Below are 20,376 nucleotides of genomic sequence, written 5' to 3' on the forward strand. Positions count from 1 at the left end.
TTCCTCAGCGAGTCGCGCGCGCCGGACGCGGCGCCGTAGCCGGCGCGGCGGCACGCGAAGCATTGGATGCCGGGCGCGGAGGCTGCGTCGAGAGCGAATCCAGCAACGCACTCGCCTCGCGCTCCATGTCCATGCAATAACCGGTCACGCGGCCACGGAAATAGCGATGCAGGATGTACGCCGGAATCGCGACGATCAGGCCCGATGCCGTGCAGATCAACGCCTCGCCGATACCTCCGGCCATCTTCATCGGGTCGCCGACGCCGCTGACCATGACCGCCAGAAACATGCGGATCAGGCCGATCACGGTGCCAAGCAGGCCCAGCAACGGTGCGATCAGGGCAATCGTGCCCAGGGAGTTGAGGAAACGCTCCATGCGGTGCGCCACGTGCCGGCCGGTATCCTCCAGACGCTCCTTGATCTCCTCGCGCGAACGATTGCGCACCGTCAGCGCGGCGGCCAGCAGTTCGCCCAGCGGCGAGTTCTCGGCCAGCGTCCGCAGGTGGTTCGCGTCCAGCGAACGCGACTGCGCCCACTTGCGCACTTCGTCGCCAAGCCCAGACGGCATGACCGTACTGCGACGCAGACTCCAGAACCGTTCAAGGATGATCGCCAGAGCGATCGCCGAGCACACCAGGATGGGCACCATTCCCCAGCCGCCGGCCATTACAATCTCGAGCACGAGGTCGATCTCCAGACATGATGTCGTTGATCGCGCATCATAACAGCGACATCGCCCCCGCCTGTGAACCGGTTCGTCGCTTTCGCAAGCCTCTACTCGCGCCAGTATGCGGGATGATTCTGTCGCCAGCGGGCGACCACACGAGGGGCCGCCGCCACGGGAAAGCAGATCGACACGGCGCCAGCCGTGGCCGTATCGAGCACCGGAACGCCCGCACGCCGGTACCGCGCCAGCACTTTCGGGCGTGGGTGACCGAACCGATTCAGCCAGCCTGCCGAGACCACGGCCAAGCGGGGCCGCAGCGCATCGATGAACGCCGCGGAGGACGACGTGTTGCTGCCATGGTGCGGCACCACCAGTATCAGCGGCGGGCCAGAACCGACCTGCCGCGCCACGCCCGGCTCCATGCGGCGGGTGATGTCACCGGTGAGCAGCAGTCGTCCACCGCGCCCGCGAATCAACAACACGCACGACAGGTCGTTACCGTGCAGCAACGGCCGCAAATGCGCGGGCGGACTCAGTACCCGCATGCGCACACCGTCCCAGGACCAGTGCTGCCCCGCATGACAGGGTGGCATCGGCACAGGCATCCGTTTCGGTTCTCCGCTCAATCGACGTGCGTCGGGAAAGGCCTTCGCCACCGCTCGCGCACCGCCGGCATGATCGTTGTCGCCATGGCTGATCACAATGCGATCCGCCGGACCGGCGCCGCTGGCGCGAATCGCGGGAAGGACCGCCGCATCGCCGAAATTGAAGCCGGACGGATACCGGGCTCCGGTGTCATAGACCAGCAAGTGATGACGCGTTCGGACAATCACCGCCAACCCCTGCCCCACATCCAGCACCGTCGCGCGAAACGCGCCCAGTGCGGGCAGCGGCAGTCGAGGCCACAACAGCGGAAACCAAAGCAGCAGCCCCAGCCAACGGCCCGGAATTCCGCGCGGCGCGAACAGCCACAAGGCGCCGATGCAGGCCAGAAGCAAAGCAAGACCCGATACGGCGGGCAGATACCAGTGCGCACCCGGCCATTTCGCCATCACTGCCAGCACGGCCCAGGTCTTTCGCATGATCCAACCCGCGATCCGCCACAAGACACCCGCCGCCGTCGCCGATATCGGCCGCAGCGCCATGCCGGCCAGCGTGAGCGGCACCACGGCCATGCTGACCACGGGAATCGCGAAAAGATTGGCCAGCAGACCCCACGGCGCGCCCTGACCGAAAAACCATGCCGTCACCGGCAACAAGGCCACGGTCATCAGCAACTGCGCCTGTCCGGTCCCGCGCAACCAGCCGCGCAAGCCGCGCACTCGTCGTCGATCGAGCACGGCGAGCAGCAATGCGACGGCGGCGAAGGAAAGCCAGAAGCCTGCGGACAGCACCGAAAGCGGATCGAACAGCAACACCGCCGACAAGGCCAGCGACAACGCCTGAAGAGGATGCACGGAACGACGACTCACCCGCGCAGTCGCCAGCACCGCGATCATCAGCAACGCGCGCAGCGTCGGAAGTCCCAGACCAGCCAGACAGGCGTAGACACTCGCCACCAGCACAGCCGCGAGCGCTGCGGCGGCGGGACGGGGCCAGCGCTTGCCGAGAGATGGCCACAGACGCCAGATGCCCTGGATCAGCAGTGCGCCGAGCAGCGCCGCCACGCCAATGTGAAATCCGGAGATTGCCAGCAGGTGCGATACACCGTCGGCACGTGCAATGCGCCAATCTCCCTCGCGCAGGCCTCGCTTGTCGCCGACACCCAGCGCCCGCAGCAATCGCGCCCCCTTGCCGCTACCGAGGGCATGATTGATGGCCCGGGCCATGCGTGCGCGCACGCCGTCGATGCAGAATGCCCGACGACCAGCCGACCGATTCGGCCCCTGCTTGCGCACGTACCCGACGGCGGCAATGCGTTCCAACAGAGCCTGTCGTTCGCCATCGAAGGCTCCCGGATCCATGAATCCGCGGGGACGACGCAGCCGCACCCGCAGGCGCCACCGGAGACAGGGCCGTGCAGCAGCCTTCGGCGCACGGTACCAGGCCAGACGCAAACGACCGTGCAACGGGAACGGCTTGCCGTCGAAACGGGCCTGCTCGACGCGCAGCACGAAGCGATCGGCGTCCGAACGCACCTGCGGAAGGCCCTCGACCACGCCCACGACGTCGAAGTCCTGTCGCTCGAGGCGGCGAGGCAATCGCTGCTGCATGACGGCCCCGGCGCGCACGACGCAGTAGACGAAAGCCAGCACCATCCAGCACAGGCTGCGTGCACGCGGACAACGCCAAGCCGTCAGCGCAGTCACCAGCGCCAGCGGCAACAGCGCGTCCAGCGACGGCAAGACATCCAGGCACTGCACCGCCGTCACGCCGAGCAGAAGGCTCAGCGCGAACGGCATCGCGGACAGCGCTTTCGCGCACGGCTTCAGTATGTCGCGTAGGACATGCATCGCCCCTCCCTGGGCGTTCGCGCTCGGCGCATCCTGCGCCGCTCAGCGGATGATGTGGGGACCGATCAGGCTGCCTTGTCGGACAACGGCTGCATGCGGCCACCGGACAGTTCCAGCACCCGATCCATGCGCGCCGCCAGACTGCGATCGTGCGTGACCAGCACGAAGCTGGTACCGATCTCGCGATTGAGCTCCAGCATCAGGTCGTACACCTGCGCGGCATTGTGTTCATCCAGATTGCCGGTCGGCTCGTCGCCGAGAATGCATGCCGGCCGCGTCACCAGCGCGCGCGCCACGGCGCAACGTTGTCGCTCGCCGCCGGACAGCTCGCCGGGCTTGTGTTCGAGGCGCTTGGACAGACCAACCCGCTCCAGCAGATGCTTCGCACGCTCGCGCGCCTCATCGATAGGGGTGCCACGTATCAGCAGCGGCATGCAGACGTTTTCCAACGCCGTAAATTCCGGCAGCAGATGATGGAACTGGTAGATGAAGCCCAGCGAGCGATTGCGCAGCACGCCGCGCTGCGCATCCGAAAGCCCGGACATGAGATGGCCGTCGATCTCGACCTCGCCGCCGGTCAGCGTGTCCAGACCGCCGACGATGTGCAGCAATGTGCTCTTGCCAGCGCCCGAGGTGCCGACAATGGCCAGTGTACGACCGCGCGCGACCTCGAAACTTACGTCCTCGAGCACATCGGTACGCAGTTTGCCCTCTTTGTAAGTCTTAGCCACATGTCGAGCAGCGATCACGATACCGTCGGCATCCTCGTGTGAATTCATCATCGTCTCCCGCTCATTCATAGCGCAATGCTTGTGCCGGTTCTGTACGCGCCGCGCGACGTGCTGGATACAGCGTCGCCAACAACGACAACACGAAGGCGGTACCCGTCACCCAGCCCACATCGCTCCAACTTAGGCGGCTGGGCAATTCGCTGATGTAATATACGTCCGGGGACAAGAACCGCACATGGAAAACGTGTTCGATCCATTCAGCGATGGCTGGCACATTAATAGCGAGCAATACCCCGCCGATGGTGCCGATGAGAATTCCTACAATGCCAACAAACAACCCCTGCACCATGAACACCCCCATCACCGAACGAGGCGCCAATCCCAGAGTGCGCAAGATAGCGATGTCAGCCTGCTTATCGGTGACCAACATCACCAGCATTGAGACCAAGTTAATCACCGCCACCAGTACAATCAGCACAAGGATAAGGAACATAACCTTCTTCTCGGTGGCCAGCGCTTTGAACAAATTCTCATTGGATTGCATCCAAGTTTGCACGCGGTAAACCTGACCTAATTCGACTCGGATGTGACTAGCAACAGCCTGTGCCTGGTACAAGTTCTTCAGGCGCAAACGGATGCCATTCGGCCCCTTTAAACCATACAATTTCTCCGCGTCATGCATGTTCATCAAAGCGAGGCCGGAGTCGTATTGTTCCATGCCCAATGCAAAAATGCCGCTAACACGAAAAGCACGCAGCATTGGCATTGCACCCATTGGCCCAGTACGGAATCGCGGCGCATACACAATAACTTTGTCGCCCACCGTCACGCCTAACATCGTCGCAAGCTCGTCACCAAGCACGATATTCCACTTCCCGGGCTGAAGCGAACTAAGCGAACCGTTCTGCATATGCTTATCAAAGTCCGACACTTTTGGCTCCTGCATTGGCAAAATACCTCGCACCAAGGCGCCACTGGGCTCAGAACCCTGCAAAAAAGCCTGCTGTTCGACGTAAGGTGCCGCGCCAAGAACACGCGAATCGTCCTTGGCGACCTGCACGGCATGCCTCCAGTTCTGGATGGACTCACCTACACCGGAAATCGTCGCGTGCGAAACCGCGCCAAGAATGCGCGAACGCAGTTGGTAGTCAAAACCATTCATCACTGACATGACTGTGATCAAAGCAGCCACGCTGAGCGCCAAGCAAATTATCGACACTCCAGAGATGAAGGAAATAAAATGATTGCGGCGCTTGGCGCGGCTGTAGCGCAGGCCGATAAACAGGGACAGCGGTCGGAACATGGGCTTCCAGAATGTGTGCGCGGTGATATTGGATCAGACCGCAAAGATTTGACAGAGTGCCCGAAAGCGGCCATCTGCGGCAAGCAGGATCGACCTTCAGTCGTCGTCGGATTGGGACGACAGACGCACGCGCAGTCGCCGACGCGTGTCCGCGTCGAGATTGTCCGGGAGCAGCAGCAGCGACGCACTATCGCGTTTCGCCCACCCCAGCCGGAGCACCAGCGCGCCGGCCAACACACGCGCGCCAAGCAGATGCCCTTCCACGTCCTCGTCATTCGACAGCGAGAGGTTCCAGCCACCGTCCGCGCGCCACTGCACACGGCGCACCACGCATCGAGCAGCATGCCGTGCGCAAGCGACGGCGTAGAACACCGTCGACACGATCAGTAGCACTTGCGCATACCACGGCGCCGCACTGTCCAGCACGCCGGCGACGGCCAGACCGCCGAGCATGATCACCAGACGAGGCAGCCAACGGGACGGATGGAACTCAAAGCCGATGCTGGGCGCGAATGGCATCGATGATGTCCCGCCAGTCAGCGCGCGGCGCTTCGCCGCGGCCGATGGTCCAGTCCCACAGGTCCGGATCCTGTACGTCCAGCAGTTCCTCGAAGGCCTGCTGGGCGGCGGGATCGGCGTCGGGGTAGCGGTTCTCCAACCACCAGCCGTACAGCGCGTCCAACTCCTTGGTGCCGCGACGGCAGCGCCAGCGCAGGCGCGCCAGGGGCGTATTGCTCATGATGCTTCGCTTCCACAGAACAGGAATGCCGCCCATGGTAGCCGCGATGCCGACGGATGACGTAGTCGTCCGCGCCGCAGCGCCGTGTCGGATTTACGCGAACGCCGTGTCGGACAAGACGACTTTGCCGCATGCCGCGATGCGGACACGATGACAGATACCGTCCGGAAAGGACGGCATCGCGCCATGCGCACGGCAATCAATCCTTCGGGTACGGCGTCATCGAATACGGACGCGCGGCGTCGGAGGTCGCCCACGTCGTGTTCGGCTCGGCCTGCATCTCGAAGGTCAGCGTGCCGCCGGCGAGAATCTCCCCGTGCTCGATGTAGCTGCGCTGGAGCGGCTTGCCGTTGAGCAGCACTTTGCCGACATAGGGGTGTGCGTCGTCGAGATGCTTGGCGACGATGGTGAAGCTCTTGCCGTTGGGCAGATGCAGCTCCGCCCAATCGACGAACGGCCGACCGATCACGTACTGGTTGCTGGCCGGCGCCACCGGATAGAAGCCCAGCGCAGTGAAGATGTACCAGGCCGACATCTGGCCCAGGTCGTCGTTGCCGGCCAGCCCCGTCGGGGTCGGCGCGTACTGGGTGTCCATGATCTGCTTCAGGCGCTGCTGCGTCTTCCACGGCGCGCCGGCGTAGTCGTACAGGTAGGCGATGTGATGGCTCGGCTCGTTGCCATGGGCGTAGTAGCCGATCAGCCCGGAGATGTCCTCGACGTGCGCGAACTCCTTGGGATCGACCTTGGCCTCGAACACGTGGTCGAGCTTGGCGATCAGCTTGTCGTCCCCGCCCAGCACGGCGATCAGACCACCGATGTCCTGCGGCTCGTACCACGAGTACTGCCAGGCGTTGCCTTCGGTGTAGTCGCTACCATAGCCCGCGGCCGCCGGGTCGAACGGCATGCGGAACGTGCCGTCGCTCTTGCGCGCGCGCAGGAAGCCGGTCTTCGAGTCAAATGAGTTGCGCCAGTAGCCGGCTCGCTTGGCGAAACGCTTGGCCAGCGCCTTGTCGCCCATGGCCCCGGCCATGCGCGAGATGGTCCAGTCGTCGAAGGCGTACTCGACGGTCTTGGAGGCCGCCTCCGGGACCTTGTCGATGGGCACGTAGCCAAGCTTCATGTACCAGCCCAGACCGCCGTACGGCTTGTAGGTGGCGCTGGCAACCATGGCCTTGAGCGCGTCCTTCGCATCAAAGCCGCGGATGCCCTTCATGTAGGCGTCGGCGATCACCGGCACCGCGTGGTAGCCGATCATGCACCACGTCTCCAGCCCCTGATACGCCCACGCCGGCAGGATGCCGAACGGACTCGACTGCTGTGCCGCGACCAGCGACTGCACGAAACTGGCGACACGCCGGTTCGGCTGGATCAGTGTCATCAGCGGCTGCTGCGCGCGGTACACGTCCCACAGCGACCAGGTCGAGTAGAAAGTGAATTCTCCGGCCTGATGGATGCCGTGGTCGGGACCGCGATACTGGCCGTTGACGTCCATCGCCAGATTCGGCGCGATCATCGCGTGGTACATCGCGGTGTAGAAGTTCGTGCGGGTGGCGGCCGGCGCGTCGACATCGATGGCCGACAGTGCCTGCTCCCATTCCGTGCGCGCCTCGGCGCGGCGGGCGTCGAAGTTCCAGCGCTTGCCGTCCTGGTCGAGGTTGGCGATGGCATTGGCTTCACTGACGGTGGAAATCGCCACTTTCACGACCAGCGGCTGGTCCAGCCTGCCGAAGTCGAACACACCCTCGAGCGCACGGCCGTCCACGGCGGCGGTGTCGGCCGGCGACTCGCCCGGACCCTTGAAACCCTTGTAGACGACATCCTGCTCGCGGTTCATCAGTTCGTGCGAAGCCATCGGATGCGAGAAGCGGATGGCGAAGAACAGCTGCCGCCCTGGCGCCCAGCCGCGCGTCTCGCGCATGCCGGTAACCGTGCCATCCTTGCGTACGCGCAACCGTGCCCAGGACACCTTGCCTTGGTAGTCGTAGATGCTCGGACGCAGATCCAGCAGCACGTGCGCCGGTTTGCCCTTGTCGAAGGTGTAGCGATGCCAGCCCACGCGCTTGCCGGCAGTCAGTTCCACGCGCACGTGGTTGTCCGGAAGCGTCACGGCGTAGTAGCCGGCCTGTGCCGTCTCGGTGTCGTGGCTGAAGCGCGCACGATAGCCACTGCCCGGCTGATCGGCCTCGCCCGCATCCAGCTTCACCTTGCCGCCGATCGGCATCAGCAGCACGTCGCCCAGGTCCGAATGCCCGCTACCGGAGAAATGCGTATGCGAGAAGCCGCGGATCGTCGGATCGTCGTAGCGATAGCCAGCGGCCCATTTGTAGGCATGCTTGAAATCCGGCATGGCCGTATCGGGACTGAGCTGGATCATGCCGAACGGCACTGTGGCACCGGGAAAGGTGTGCCCGTCGCCGCCAGTGCCGATCATCGGATCGACCTGTTCCCACGCTGCGCTGCCCGGCACCGCGCTCATGCCGGGTGCCGCCAGCAGCAACCCGCCCAGCAAGACACCGATGTGCAAGATTCGAACACCCTGGAACAACCGGCGCTTGACGTGCATGGAAACGGCCCCTTTTGTATCGTTCTAAATGGAACGCAAACTAGCATGGCATTGCGTCTCCAACATGTTGCATTGCATGATGGTCAGCGGACCTGTAAACGATACCAGCCCCAGGTCATTGAATCGTTCTAAATTCTTTGCCGACCCATCCATGCCACAGCTGCACGCTCCATCGACGGGCACCGCCATGCGTGACGGTGCCGCATGAACCCGCATCGCGTCACGCTGGCCGACATCGCGCGCGGCTGCGACGTATCACGTGCGACGGTTTCCCTGGTGCTGCGCAACAGCCCGCTGGTGGCCGCTGGCACACGCAAGAAGGTCGAGGCTGAGCTCAAGCGCCAGGGCTATGTCTACAACCGCGCGGCGGCCAATCTGCGCCAGCGCACCTCCTCCAGCGTGGCGCTGGTGGTCAACGACCTGTCCAATCCGTTCTTCGCCGAATTCGCTGCCGGCGTCGATGAAACGCTGGGCGCCGCGGGCTTCGTCACACTGCTCGGCAGCACGGGGGAATCGACCGAACAGCAGCGCAGGGTGCTGTCCACCCTCAGCGAACACGCGCCGGCCGGCCTCATTCTCTCACCGGCCGAGCACAGCGACGGAACGGAACTGCTCGGCATCGTCGGCGCGCATACGCCTGTACTGGTCTTCAATCGCCAGCTTTCCAGCGCGCACTGGGACTTCCTGGCGCTGGACAACCGACGCGGCGCGCGGCGCGCGACAGAACACCTTCTGCAACTCGGCCACCGACGCATCGCCTTCTTCGGCGGTCATGCCGACTCCAGTTCCTGCCGCGAGCGCCGCCAAGGTCACGCCGACGCCCTGCTGGCCGCAGGAATCACCATCGAACCGCAATGGCTGGTCGAAAGCGCCCCCACCCGCCTGCAGGCCGCAGCACAGACCGGAGCACTGTTCGTGCGCGATCCAGCACCGACTGCAGCAGTCTGCTACAACGATGCGGTGGCGCTGGGCCTGATGCTGGGACTCAACGCCCGTGGCTGCCGCCCCGGCCACGACTTTTCCGTCACCGGCTTCGACGACATTCCCGAAGCCGCCGTCAGCCTGCCCGCACTGACGACCGTCGCCACCGATCCACGCGCTCGTGGCCGCCAGGCCGCCGAACGCATCCTGGAACGCGTGCGTCACCCCGAACTCGTTCCCTGCGAAATGCACGCCTCGGCCGAACTCGTCGTGCGCGACAGCAGCTGCCCACCGCCCCATTACTGACCAGCAAGGTATCCACCGATGGCTTCCTTTTCGCCCGCCCCCGCCAGCACACCGCCCGAGCAAACTGGGGACAAGCGCTACACCTACTACCCGACGGCACTGACCGTGCTCACGCTGGTGTTCTTCATGTGGGGCTTCCTGACGGCGCTGAACGACAGCCTGATCCCGCATCTGAAAGCCGCCTTCGAGCTCAACTACACGCAGGTCATGCTGGTGCAGTTCACCTTCTTTGGCGCCTATTTCCTGATGTCGTTGCCGAGTGGCTGGCTGGTCGAGCGCATCGGCTTCAAGCTCGGGATTGTCGCCGGACTGAGCATTGCCGGCGTGGGCGCACTCGGTTTCCTGCCGGCCGCGCAATGGCACAACTACCCCGTGTTCCTCGGCGCCCTGTTCGTGCTGGCGACCGGCATCACGGTGCTGCAGGTGGCGGCCAACCCGTACGTCACCCTGCTCGGCCCTGCGCGTACCGGATCCAGCCGCCTGACACTCGCACAGACGATGAACTCGCTGGGCACCACGCTGGCGCCGATCTTCGGCGGCTATCTGATTCTTTCGCATGTCGTGAAGAAGGCCAGCGAGGTGGCGACCATGTCCGCCACCGACCAGTTGCTGTACCGGACCGAGCAGGCGCAGTCGGTGCAGATGCCCTACGTCGGGCTGGCGGCAGCGCTGTTCCTGCTAGCCGGATTCGTCTGGCTGTTCCATCTGCCGAAACTGGCCGAGAAGACCCACCCCGACGAAGCGAAGAACTACAGCCTGATGGACGCGCTGCGCATCCCGCATGTCGCCTTTGGCGTGCTGGCGATCTTCTTCTATGTCGGTGCCGAGGTCTCCATCGGCAGCCTGATGATCAACTACATCTCGCTGCCCAACATCGGCCACATCAGCGAACAGACCGCTTCGCACTACGTGGCGTACTACTGGGGCGGCGCGATGGTCGGACGCCTGCTCGGTTCGGGACTGCTGGCCATGCTCGATCCGCGCAAGCTGCTGGCGGTGTTCTCGGTCGTCGCCGGCGGCCTGCTCATCACCACCATGACCACGCATGGCAACACGGCGATGGTGAGCGTCATCGCCATCGGCCTGTTCAACTCGATCATGTTCCCGACCATCTTCGCACTCGGTATCGAGCGTCTGGGCCCGTTGACCGACAAGGCGTCGAGCCTGCTCATCATGGCCATCGTGGGCGGTGCGCTGGTGCCGTTGGCACAGGGTTTCCTGGCCGACCGCATCGGCTTGCAGCACTCCTTCGTGCTGCCGTTGCTATGCTACGTCTACATCCTGTTCTACGGCCTCAGTGGGTCGAAGATCCGCACGATGCCCGAGACCACGCCACCGGCCCCATGAATCAAGGACTGGGATGACCATGCGCCCGATACTCTGCTTTGGCGAAGCGTTGATCGACTTCCACCCGGAAGGCACGGACGATCATGGATTCGCACGCGCCTTTGTGCCGTTCGCCGGTGGCGGTCAGGCCAATGTCGCCGTCGGCGTGGCGCGATTGGGCGGTGAAGCACACTTCGTCGGCATGCTCGGCCAGGACCGCTTCGGCGACTTCCTCATCGATCGCCTGCAACGAGCCGGCGTCGACACGCATCATGTCGTGCGCACCGCCGATGCACCGACAGCACTGGCCTTCGTGCAACTCGATGCCGACGGCGAGCGCAGCTTCTCGTTCTATCGCCCGCCCTCGGCCGACATGCTGTTCCGCAGCGAACATTTCCGCGACGATGCCTTCGACGGCATCGCCCTGCTGCATGCATGCTCGCTGAGCATGAGCGAACCTGAACTGGCCGAAGCCACCCGCGAAGGCATGCGTCGCGCGCAGGCGGCCGAGGCGCTGGTCAGCTTCGACCTGAACCTGCGCCCCGCACGCTGGAGCCACCATGACGACCCGCGCTCGGTCATGTGGAGCGGCCTGGAGCTCGCCGATCTGGTCAAGCTCAGCGACGATGAACTCGACTATCTCGCCGTCGATGGCGAGGACGCCTTCCTCGAACGCCTGTGGCGCGGACGCACGCGCCTGCTGGTGGTGACCGGAGGCAGTGCGCCGTTGCGCTGGTTCGTGCGTGATGCGGACGGCGAAATGCCGGTCTACGACAGCGCCGTGGTCGACAGCACCGCTGCCGGCGATGCGTTCGTCGCCGGCTTGCTGCATCGACTGGTCGAACAGGACATCGACGCGCGGAATTTCGACGCATTCATCATGGAACTTCCGCGTCTTCATGCGACACTTCGCTTCGCCGCCGCGTGTGGCGCCATCACCGTCACTCGTCGAGGGTCTTTCGCAGCGATGCCCACGGCAAAGGAAGTCGAGACCTACATGGACGAGAGGCCATGACGCCCAAGTTGCCCGCGACGCCTGTGCCGGATTTTCGCTCACGCGAATTCCTGCGCCAACACATCGCCGACATCATGGATTTCTACTATCCGCGATGCATCGATCCCGTGGGCGGCTACTTCCAGTATTTCCACGACGACGGCTCCATCTACGATACCCGCCATCGGCACCTGGTCAGCAGCACGCGCTTCGTCTTCAACTTCGCCATGGCCGCGCGCCATTTCGGCAGCACGCGCTATGCCGAGGCCGCGCGTCACGGCTTGAACTACCTGCGCGAGATGCACCGCGACAGCACGACCGGCGGTTACGTATGGACGCTGTACGACGGTCTTGCCGAGGACCGCACCAACCACTGCTACGGCGTCGCCTTCGTGATGCTGGCCTATGCCACGGCGCACAAGGCCGGATCCGAACAGGCCGCCGAATGGATGGACGAAACCTGGCAACTGCTGGAAGAACGATTCTGGGACGCCGATGCCGGCCTCTATCGCGACGAGGCTGACGCCGACTGGCATTTCTCCGCCTACCGCGGCCAGAACGCGAACATGCACATGTGCGAGGCGCTGCTGTGCGCCTATGAAGCCACCGGCAACGACGCCTATCTCGATCGCGCACTGCTTCTGGCCGACAACATGACACGGCGACAGGCCGACCAGACCAACGGCCTGATCTGGGAACACTACGACGAAAACTGGAACGTCGACTGGGATTACAACCGCGACAACCCGAAGCATCTGTTTCGTCCGTGGGGATTCCAACCCGGTCACCAGACCGAGTGGGCCAAGCTCCTGCTGATCCTGGACCGTCACTGCCGCCGCCCGGCTTCCGAGCGCGGCCAGCCGGTCACCGTCCCCGGCTGGAACGAAACCCGGGTATCGCGCGCCAGCCCGCCACCGATCGCCTTCGGCGCAGCGCGCAGCCCGGTGCTGGACCCGGTGGCCGACCGCGAAGCCTCGCCTCAACCGTCCTGTCCCGAACTCGACTGGCTGCTTCCCACCGCGCGCCGACTGTTCGACACCGCCGTCGCCCTGGCCTGGGACAAGCAGTACGGCGGGCTGTGCTATGGCTTCGATCCGGACGGCAACATCTGCGACGACGACAAGTACTTCTGGGTCCAGGCCGAGACGCTGACCACCGCCGCGCTGCTCGCACACCGCACCGACATGGACGCCTACTGGCTCTGGTACGAGCGGATCTGGACCTATGCCTGGCAGCACATGGTCGACCACCAGCACGGCGGCTGGTACCGGATCCTGGACCGCATGAACCAGAAATACGACAACAAGAAGAGTCCGGCCGGCAAGACCGACTACCACACCATGGGTGCCTGCTACGAGGTCCTCAACGTGATCGGTCGCTCCGGCGCACAACGGCTCGCGTAGGTCGAAAGCCCTGTGGCCGTGTCCGGCTGCGCGGGTCCATACTGGGCGCATGATGCCCATGAATCGATCCCTCGCCCGTAATCTGGTGGCCGGCCTCGCGCTTGGCCTGATCCTCGCCGGAACCGCCCATGCCGACCGCGGTCAGCCCGCCGGCATCGACGTGCCGGCCTACATCACCAAGGCGTTGACCGATCCAGCGCGCGCGCACGACCGGGCCAACGACGCCAGACGTCGCCCCGGCCCCATCCTGGCGCTCGCCGGCGTCAAACCCGGCGACACCGTGATCGAACTGGTTCCTGCCAGCGGATACTGGACGCGCATCCTGAGCCGGATCGTCGGCCCGAAGGGACACGTCTACGCCGTGACGCCCGTCGAATTTCTCAAAGTGTTCCCCAAGGCCGCCGACAAGGTGAAAGTACTCGCTGCCGACCCGCACTACAGCAACGTCACGGCGCTGGTACAGCCAGCCGCCGACCTAAAGATTCCGAAACCGGCCGACCTGGTGTTCACCGCCGAGAACATGCACGACTACAACAACGCCTCGTTCGGTAGCCTGCCGCCGAAAGCGCTGGCGACCGAGGTGCTCAAGGCGCTGAAGCCCGGCGGCATCTTCCTGGTCAACGATCATGTGGCACCGAAGGGATCGGGACTATCCGACACCGATACGCTGCACCGTATCGACTCGGCCACCGTGAAGGCCCAGGTCACGGCCGCCGGCTTCGTCTTTGTCGGCGCCAGCGACGTGCTGCGCAATCCCAAGGACCCGCACGACATCAAGGTCTTCGACCCGTCCATCCGCGGGCATACCGATCAGTTCGTGTACAAATTCCGCAAACCCTGACGCAATCTGAGCGACACGAAAAGGCCCGCGCATCGGCGGGCCTTTTTCATGTCGGCGAATCCTCGCGATCAGGTGCCTGCCCCCGCCTTCGGGTGCCGCGCGCTCCAAGCTTTGCGGGAACGAGTCAGCATCGCCTGCACATCATCGACCGGTACAAGCGAACGCTGTACGAAGCCATCCGGCACCTGACACGTCATCGAACCGGTCCCGCGGATGTGCATCACGCCGCCAGCGTCGGGCACGAAACGGAAATGCAGCGTGAGTTCGGGCGTGTGTGGCTCGACATCCGCATGTGCCGCCTCCGCCCGATAGGACTTTGACGCGCCGTCGGCACGCTTGCGGCGTGCCAACAAAGAGAGCGCGTCGAGCACGATACCGAAACGCTCCACCTGCAGTAATGGCATGACTGCATACGATGCCTCTGCAGTTGCGACATGCCGCCGATGCTTTCACGTGCGATCAGCGTATGCGATCCGCCGCATGGCGACACTCGCACCAAACACAAACGCGACCAGCCTCGTCAGAGCCTCCTTCTTTCCGTTCATGCCACTTCCTCCATGAGGAGGAACTTCCCATGGTCGCTGCACCCGCCACGCGAATCGGAATGCATCCGTGTCACGAACAGACCATGTACCGACACAAAAAAAGACGCCCGCCGGCCAAGCCGACGGACGTCGCATGCATCAACCGTGGCTCGCAGCGTCAGGCGGAGCGACGCTCGACGATCAGCTTCTTGATCTCGGCGATGGCCTTGGCTGGATTCAGCCCCTTGGGGCAGGTCCGCGCACAGTTCATGATGGTGTGGCAACGGTACAGTTTGAACGGATCTTCCAGATCGTCCAGACGCTCACCCGTATCCTCGTCGCGCGAATCGGCGATCCAGCGATAGGCCTGCAGAAGAATGGCCGGGCCGAGATACTTGTCGCCGTTCCACCAGTAGCTGGGGCAGCTGGTCGAGCAACAGGCGCAGAGAATGCACTCGTACAGGCCGTCCAGCTTCTTGCGGTCTTCCGGCGACTGCAGGCGCTCGGCGTCCGACGGTGCCGGACTCTGCGTGCGCAGCCACGGTTTGATCGAGGCGAACTGCGCATAGAAGTGCGTCAGGTCGGGCACCAGATCCTTGACCACCGGCATGTGCGGCAGCGGGTAAATGCTGATCTCGCCGCCCTTGCAGTCGTCAATGGACTTGGTGCAGGCCAGTGTGTTGGTGCCGTCGATGTTCATCGCGCAACTGCCGCAGATGCCCTCGCGACAGGAACGGCGCAGCGTCAGCGTCGAATCGACTTCGTTCTTGATCTTCAGCAATGCGTCCAGAACCATCGGGCCGCAGCTGGACAGATCGATCTCGAACGTGTCCATGCGCGGATTCTGGCCATCATCCGGACTCCAGCGGTAGATCTTGAAGGTGCGCGGTTTCTTGGCGCCCTCGGCCGCATGATGCTTGCCGGGTTGAATCTTGGAATTCTTCGGTAGCGTGAACTCTGCCACGTGGCTTCTCCAGTCCTGGACTCAGTAGACGCGCTTTTTCGGCGGCACGGTCTCGACTTCGTCGGTGAGCGTGTTCGAATGCACGGGGCGGAAATCGAAGCGGCTCTTGCCCTTCTCGTCGATCCACACCAGGGTGTGCTTCATCCATTCGGCATCGTCGCGATCGGGGAAATCCTCGCGGGCATGCGCGCCGCGCGATTCCTTGCGCTGCTCGGCCGAGTGCATGGTGGCCACGGCCTGATCGAGCAGATTGGACAGCTCCAGCGTCTCGACCAGATCCGAATTCCACACCATGGAACGGTCGCTGACGCGCACGTTCTCGAACGAAGCGTGGACCTCGGAAATCTTCTCGCAGCCTTCGGCCAGGGTTTCCTGGGTACGATAGACCGCGGCATCGCTCTGCATGGTCTTCTGCATCTTCAGGCGGATGTCCGCCGTCGGCGTATCGCCATCTGCATGACGCAGCTTGTCGAAGCGCGCCAGAGCCTTGTCCAGCGCGCTCGCCGGAAGGTCCTTGTGTGGGCTGTCCGGCTTGATGATCTCGGCGCAGCGATGGGCGACCGCACGACCGAACACCACCAGATCGAGCAGCGAGTTCGAACCCAGGCGGTTGGCACCGTGCACGGACACGCAAGCTGCTTCGCCGATGGCGAACAAACCCGGCACAACCGCGTCGGGATCACCGTTCTTCAGCTGCACCACTTCGCCGTGGTAGTTGGTCGGAATGCCGCCCATGTTGTAGTGCACGGTCGGCAGCACCGGGATCGGCTCCTTGGTCACGTCGACACCGGCGAAGATGCGCGCGGTCTCGGCGATGCCCGGCAGACGCTCGTGAATGACCTCGGGACCCAGATGCATCAGGTTCAGATGCGTGTGATCGCCGTGCTCACCGACACCACGGCCCTCACGGATCTCGATGGTCTCGGCGCGCGAGACCACATCGCGCGAAGCCAGGTCCTTGGCGCTGGGCGCGTAGCGTTCCATGAAACGCTCGCCCTTCGCGTTGGTGAGGTAACCGCCCTCGCCACGCACGCCCTCGGTGATGAGACAGCCGGCGCCGTAGATGCCGGTCGGATGGAACTGCACGAACTCCAGATCCTGCAACGCCAGCCCCGCACGAAGCACCATGCCGCCACCGTCGCCGGTGCAGGTATGTGCCGAGGTGCACGAGAAGTACGCACGGCCGTAACCGCCGGTCGCCAGCACAACCGCCTGGCCGCGGAACACGTGCAGCGTGCCCTCGTTGAGATCCAGCGCCAGCACGCCGCGGCACACGCCCTCGTCGTCGAAGATGAGGTCGGTGGCGAAGTATTCGATGAAGAACGTGGCGTCATGCGCCAGCGCCTGCTGATACAGCGTGTGCAGAATGGCGTGACCGGTACGGTCCGCAGCAGCACAGGTGCGCTGCGCGGTGCCCTTGCCGTAATGCGTGGTCATGCCGCCGAACGGACGCTGGTAGATCTTGCCTTCCTCGGTACGCGAGAACGGTACACCGTAGTGCTCCAGCTCGATGACCGACGCTGGCGCGTTCTTGCACATGTACTCGATCGCATCCTGGTCGCCGAGCCAGTCGCCGCCCTTGATGGTGTCGTAGAAGTGGAAGCGCCAGTCGTCCTCGCCCATGTTGGCAAGCGCGGCGGCAATACCGCCCTGCGCAGCCACGGTGTGCGAACGCGTCGGGAAGACCTTGGTGATGCACGCAGCCTTCAGACCCTTCTCGGCCAGGCCGAAGGTGGCGCGCAGACCGGCGCCGCCGGCACCGACCACGATCACGTCGAACTTGTGTTGCTGAACCTTGTAGCTTTCCATGAACCTTCCTTCAGGCGCCCAGGGCGACACGCAGGACCGCCAGCGCGCAGGCCAGCGCGAACAAGACGGCGAGAAGCTTGACCAGCACCATCAGGCTGACTTCGAGCCAGCGCGTGTGCACGTAATCCTCGATCACCACCTGCAGACCGAGCTGCGCGTGCCAGAACATGCTGGTGGTGAACGCGATCATCAGCACCGCATTCCACGGCTTGGCCAGCGTAGCGTGCGCGGTGGCGAAATCGGCATGCATCAGCGACAGCAGCGTGATGACGAACCAGATGCCGAGCACGACCAGCGCGACGGCCGTCATGCGCTGCATCCACCAATGATTGGCGCCGGACTTGGCCGAACCCAGGCCGCGCGCACGTTGCAGGGGGTTGCGCAGATCGCTCACAGAACACCTCCGGCCATCAGGTATGCCCAGATCGCGACGGTCAGCAGCAGACTGACGATGACCGCCAGCCAGCTCGAACGCACGAACTGCGGAATCTCGTAACCCATGCCGGTGTCCTGCAGCAGATGCCGGATGCCGTTGCACAGGTGGAACATCAACGCCCAGGTCCACCCGAGCAGCAGGATCAGCCCGAAGATGCTGCCGGCGAAGCCGGTGAAGCAGCTCCAGGCATCCGGCCCCGAGGCCAGGGCCGTCAGGCCCCACAGCACCATCAGGGTGCCGGCGGCCAAGGCGATGCCGGTCGCGCGATGCAGGATTGAAGTCACCATCTGCACCTGCCAGCGGTAGATGCCGAGGTGCGGTGAAAGTGGTCGCCCGCTCTGTGCCATCGTGGCTATCCTTGTATAGGGAATCGCTTGCGTGCCCGGAAACGACACGAGACTCACGCGGAGTCGGTCAGAAATCGATGCAACGGCCGTTCTTCTCCCAATCGCCGTAGCGAACGGGGTCGAGGCGTGGCTTCTCGTTCTGGCGTACCGGTTCCGGACCGACCTTCGCCGCTCCAGACGGCTTCGGCGTGGAGTCGGGGGAATCGGGTGGCGTGGGAGTCGTGTCGGTCATGGGCTTGGAAATGATCTTTAAAATCCTAATACCTGGGTTGAACCAGCACAAGCTGAACCCACTCCAAGATCGTGCGCACCGCACGCCCCAACACACGGAAACGACGTTTTCATGACGCTTCAGGAACCCGCCGCGCTTCGCGCATCCATGCTTCGCATCGAAGGACCGGACGCGTTGCGCTTCGCCCACGCGCAGTTCACCAGCCATGTGCTGTCGCTGGAAATCGGCGCCTGGCAATGGAGCGCCTGGCTCGATGCACGCGGCCGCGTGCATCGCCTGTTCCACCTGCTTCGTCCGGACGAGCATCATCTGCTGCTGGCCCTGCGCGGCGGCGACGCCGAGATCATGGTCGAACGACTGCACCGCTTCGTGTTCCGCGACAAGGTCACGCTGCAGGCGCTGCCGCCCCTGGCCGTTCACGACGACGGCGCGCTAGCCGAAGGCATCGTGCAGCAGGACAACGAAGATCTGCGTCTGGGCATGGGCGATCACGGCCTGCGCCTGTCACCCGAGGAGCGCCACGACACGGCATGGCGACGACGCGCCATCGAACGCGGCGAACCCTGGCTTCCGGATGCGTTTGCGGACACCTTTCTTCCCCCGGCGCTGGGGCTGCGCCGTTTGCGCGCCATGCAGCTCGACAAGGGCTGTTTCCCCGGTCAGGAGATCGCGGCGCGACTGCATTACCGCGGCGGTCACAAGCATGCACTGATGCATGTCCGGCTGGCCGAAAACACACAACCCGGCAGCACGCTCGAAGTGCAGATCGACCACGGAGAACCCGTCTCGCTGGAGGTTCTCGACTGCATCGGCAACGAAGCGCTCGTGGTCGCCCACGAACGCGCGCAGTCGGTGCTGCCGCGTGGCCTTGAAGCCGCAACGCAGCCCCCCTATATCGTGCGTGTATTCGCCCCCTGATCGGCACGCGCCTACACGCGCTGCCGTTAACTCGACATGAATAAAACCGCCTTCGTGTTTGACTCGGTGCGAAACAGAAGCTAAATTTGCGTTATTCGATGTTCCTCCGGTGACGGTAAACGAGGAGTCGAAGTGAGCGCGACGAACCGGATGATTCCGGATTGGCGCGACCCGGTGGCACATAGCCCCGGAATGTAGTGCTCGCATCGAAGCGGGTACCGATGCGCGGAGCCACCCATTCGCTTCCGCCATATGCCGCGCATCGGCGAAATGATTCCCACAACGTACGAATTCGGATCGGCGCTGCGCTGGAACGCGGCGTTCGTTTTGTGCCATGCGCGTTTGCACGGCATGAAATCGGTAACGACCGGCAGGCCGTACGAAACGGCTGCCGCTCATGCGCGAACACGGCCCTCATGGCGTGCCGCACCTCTGAGGAGAATGCAACGATGAAACTCGCCTGGTTGCTGTGGATGACCTCCATGCTTCCCCAACCGCTCGCGGACCAGACCTGTTTGGCCACGACCGTGTACCTGGAAGCCCGCAGCGAATCGACGATCGGACAATTCGCCGTCGCCGAGGTGGCCCTGCGCCGCCGCGAACGCGGCTACTACGGCAAGACCGTGTGCGATGTCGTGCGCGCGCCGCGCCAATTCGCCCTGTCCACCACCCCGACTAGCTTTCAGGTCACCAACCTGAAGGCCTTCACCAAGGCCTGGAAGATTGCCGGCGAAAGCATGGCGATCTGGAAACTGCCCAAGACCGAACGCGTCATGGTGGTTCCCGGTGCCGATCATTTCGCCACCACCAGCATCTCGCCGAAGTGGGCCACGCGGGCGCCACTTCGCACCATTGGCGAGCACGCCTTCTACGCAGCCAACTGACCGCAACCACCCTTC

The 20,376-nt window shown here is 64.0% G+C and carries 20 protein-coding genes; 7 read left to right on the plus strand and 13 right to left on the minus strand.

The genetic code is table 11. From position 1 onward, the window contains the following. Positions 1–4: 4 nt before the first annotated feature. From BTJ49_RS09130 to BTJ49_RS09160, 7 genes are all read right to left on the minus strand, one after another. A complete protein-coding gene (locus tag BTJ49_RS09130) occupies positions 5–682 on the minus strand; it encodes a MotA/TolQ/ExbB proton channel family protein (protein WP_206098385.1) in 678 nt (225 codons plus the stop codon). Positions 683–774: 92 nt separating this feature from the next. After that, a complete protein-coding gene (locus BTJ49_RS09135; protein WP_113065045.1) occupies positions 775–3,120 on the minus strand; it encodes a DNA internalization-related competence protein ComEC/Rec2 in 2,346 nt (781 codons plus the stop codon). 65 nt (positions 3,121–3,185) lie between these two features. Continuing rightward, positions 3,186–3,899, minus strand: a complete 714-nt coding sequence (gene lolD / locus BTJ49_RS09140) for a lipoprotein-releasing ABC transporter ATP-binding protein LolD (RefSeq protein ID WP_113065119.1) — start codon at positions 3,897–3,899, stop codon at positions 3,186–3,188. A 13-nt stretch (positions 3,900–3,912) separates the two neighbouring features. Continuing rightward, complete coding sequence (locus BTJ49_RS09145; protein WP_113065046.1) at positions 3,913–5,154, minus strand: lipoprotein-releasing ABC transporter permease subunit; 1,242 nt, start codon at positions 5,152–5,154, stop codon at positions 3,913–3,915. Between the two features lie 96 nt (positions 5,155–5,250). After that, complete coding sequence (locus tag BTJ49_RS09150) at positions 5,251–5,673, minus strand: protein YgfX (RefSeq protein WP_113065047.1); 423 nt, start codon at positions 5,671–5,673, stop codon at positions 5,251–5,253. Beyond that, entirely contained in the window at positions 5,645–5,893 is a 249-nt protein-coding gene (locus tag BTJ49_RS09155) for a succinate dehydrogenase assembly factor 2 (protein ID WP_113065120.1), read from the minus strand. Before BTJ49_RS09155 ends, BTJ49_RS09150 begins: the two co-directional genes overlap by 29 nt. A 199-nt stretch (positions 5,894–6,092) precedes the next feature. Next, positions 6,093–8,369: a GH92 family glycosyl hydrolase gene (locus BTJ49_RS09160; protein ID WP_240601794.1), complete on the minus strand. Its 2,277-nt coding sequence runs from the start codon at positions 8,367–8,369 to the stop codon at positions 6,093–6,095. Between the two features lie 291 nt (positions 8,370–8,660). Here BTJ49_RS09160 and BTJ49_RS09165 point away from each other — a divergent pair, with 291 nt between their 5' ends. Genes BTJ49_RS09165 through BTJ49_RS09185 form a run of 5 tightly spaced genes read left to right on the plus strand, consistent with a single transcriptional unit; the run spans position 8,661 to position 14,247 of the window. Continuing rightward, positions 8,661–9,683, plus strand: coding sequence for a LacI family DNA-binding transcriptional regulator (locus tag BTJ49_RS09165; RefSeq protein ID WP_113065049.1), 1,023 nt, complete (start codon positions 8,661–8,663; stop codon positions 9,681–9,683). 18 nt (positions 9,684–9,701) lie between these two features. After that, positions 9,702–11,030 carry a sugar MFS transporter gene (locus BTJ49_RS09170; protein ID WP_113065050.1) on the plus strand — a complete coding sequence of 443 codons (1,329 nt, stop codon included), beginning with the start codon at positions 9,702–9,704 and terminating at the stop codon, positions 11,028–11,030. A 13-nt stretch (positions 11,031–11,043) separates the two neighbouring features. Further along, positions 11,044–12,024 (plus strand): carbohydrate kinase, encoded by a 981-nt coding sequence (locus tag BTJ49_RS09175; protein WP_113065051.1) that lies wholly within the window; start codon positions 11,044–11,046, stop codon positions 12,022–12,024. Then, positions 12,021–13,406, plus strand: coding sequence for an AGE family epimerase/isomerase (locus BTJ49_RS15960; protein WP_240601787.1), 1,386 nt, complete (start codon positions 12,021–12,023; stop codon positions 13,404–13,406). Before BTJ49_RS09175 ends, BTJ49_RS15960 begins: the two co-directional genes overlap by 4 nt. Before the next feature lie 58 nt (positions 13,407–13,464). Continuing rightward, positions 13,465–14,247, plus strand: a complete 783-nt coding sequence (locus BTJ49_RS09185; protein WP_113065121.1) for a class I SAM-dependent methyltransferase — start codon at positions 13,465–13,467, stop codon at positions 14,245–14,247. 68 nt (positions 14,248–14,315) lie between these two features. Here BTJ49_RS09185 and BTJ49_RS09190 read toward each other — a convergent pair whose 3' ends face one another. The 6 genes from BTJ49_RS09190 to BTJ49_RS09215 all read right to left on the minus strand — a co-directional run bounded on the left by BTJ49_RS09190 (position 14,316) and on the right by BTJ49_RS09215 (position 18,559). Beyond that, positions 14,316–14,651 (minus strand): hypothetical protein, encoded by a 336-nt coding sequence (locus BTJ49_RS09190; protein WP_113065052.1) that lies wholly within the window; start codon positions 14,649–14,651, stop codon positions 14,316–14,318. Between the two features lie 298 nt (positions 14,652–14,949). Further along, complete coding sequence (locus BTJ49_RS09195; protein ID WP_113065053.1) at positions 14,950–15,735, minus strand: succinate dehydrogenase iron-sulfur subunit; 786 nt, start codon at positions 15,733–15,735, stop codon at positions 14,950–14,952. A gap of 21 nt (positions 15,736–15,756) precedes the next feature. Continuing rightward, positions 15,757–17,544, minus strand: a complete 1,788-nt coding sequence (sdhA, locus tag BTJ49_RS09200) for a succinate dehydrogenase flavoprotein subunit (protein WP_113065054.1) — start codon at positions 17,542–17,544, stop codon at positions 15,757–15,759. A 10-nt stretch (positions 17,545–17,554) separates the two neighbouring features. Next, the gene (sdhD, locus tag BTJ49_RS09205; RefSeq protein ID WP_113065055.1) at positions 17,555–17,938 is read right to left on the minus strand and encodes a succinate dehydrogenase, hydrophobic membrane anchor protein; all 384 of its coding nucleotides are present in this window, start codon (positions 17,936–17,938) and stop codon (positions 17,555–17,557) included. Then, on the minus strand, positions 17,935–18,327 hold the full coding sequence (gene sdhC / locus BTJ49_RS09210) for a succinate dehydrogenase, cytochrome b556 subunit (RefSeq protein ID WP_113065056.1): 393 nt from the start codon (positions 18,325–18,327) through the stop codon (positions 17,935–17,937). Before sdhC ends, sdhD begins: the two co-directional genes overlap by 4 nt. 67 nt (positions 18,328–18,394) lie before the next feature. Further along, entirely contained in the window at positions 18,395–18,559 is a 165-nt protein-coding gene (locus BTJ49_RS09215) for a DUF1674 domain-containing protein (protein WP_113065057.1), read from the minus strand. Between the two features lie 111 nt (positions 18,560–18,670). Between BTJ49_RS09215 and BTJ49_RS09220 the strand changes: the two genes are divergently transcribed. Both BTJ49_RS09220 and BTJ49_RS09225 read left to right on the plus strand, forming a co-directional pair. Further along, positions 18,671–19,477, plus strand: coding sequence for a folate-binding protein YgfZ (locus tag BTJ49_RS09220; protein ID WP_113065058.1), 807 nt, complete (start codon positions 18,671–18,673; stop codon positions 19,475–19,477). 449 nt (positions 19,478–19,926) lie between these two features. Then, on the plus strand, positions 19,927–20,361 hold the full coding sequence (locus tag BTJ49_RS09225; RefSeq protein WP_113065059.1) for a cell wall hydrolase: 435 nt from the start codon (positions 19,927–19,929) through the stop codon (positions 20,359–20,361). Positions 20,362–20,376 lie beyond the last annotated feature (15 nt).

The sequence above is a fragment of the Oleiagrimonas sp. MCCC 1A03011 genome (genome assembly GCF_003267965.1).
In the GTDB taxonomy this organism is placed as follows: Bacteria; Pseudomonadota; Gammaproteobacteria; order Xanthomonadales; family Rhodanobacteraceae; genus Oleiagrimonas; species Oleiagrimonas citrea.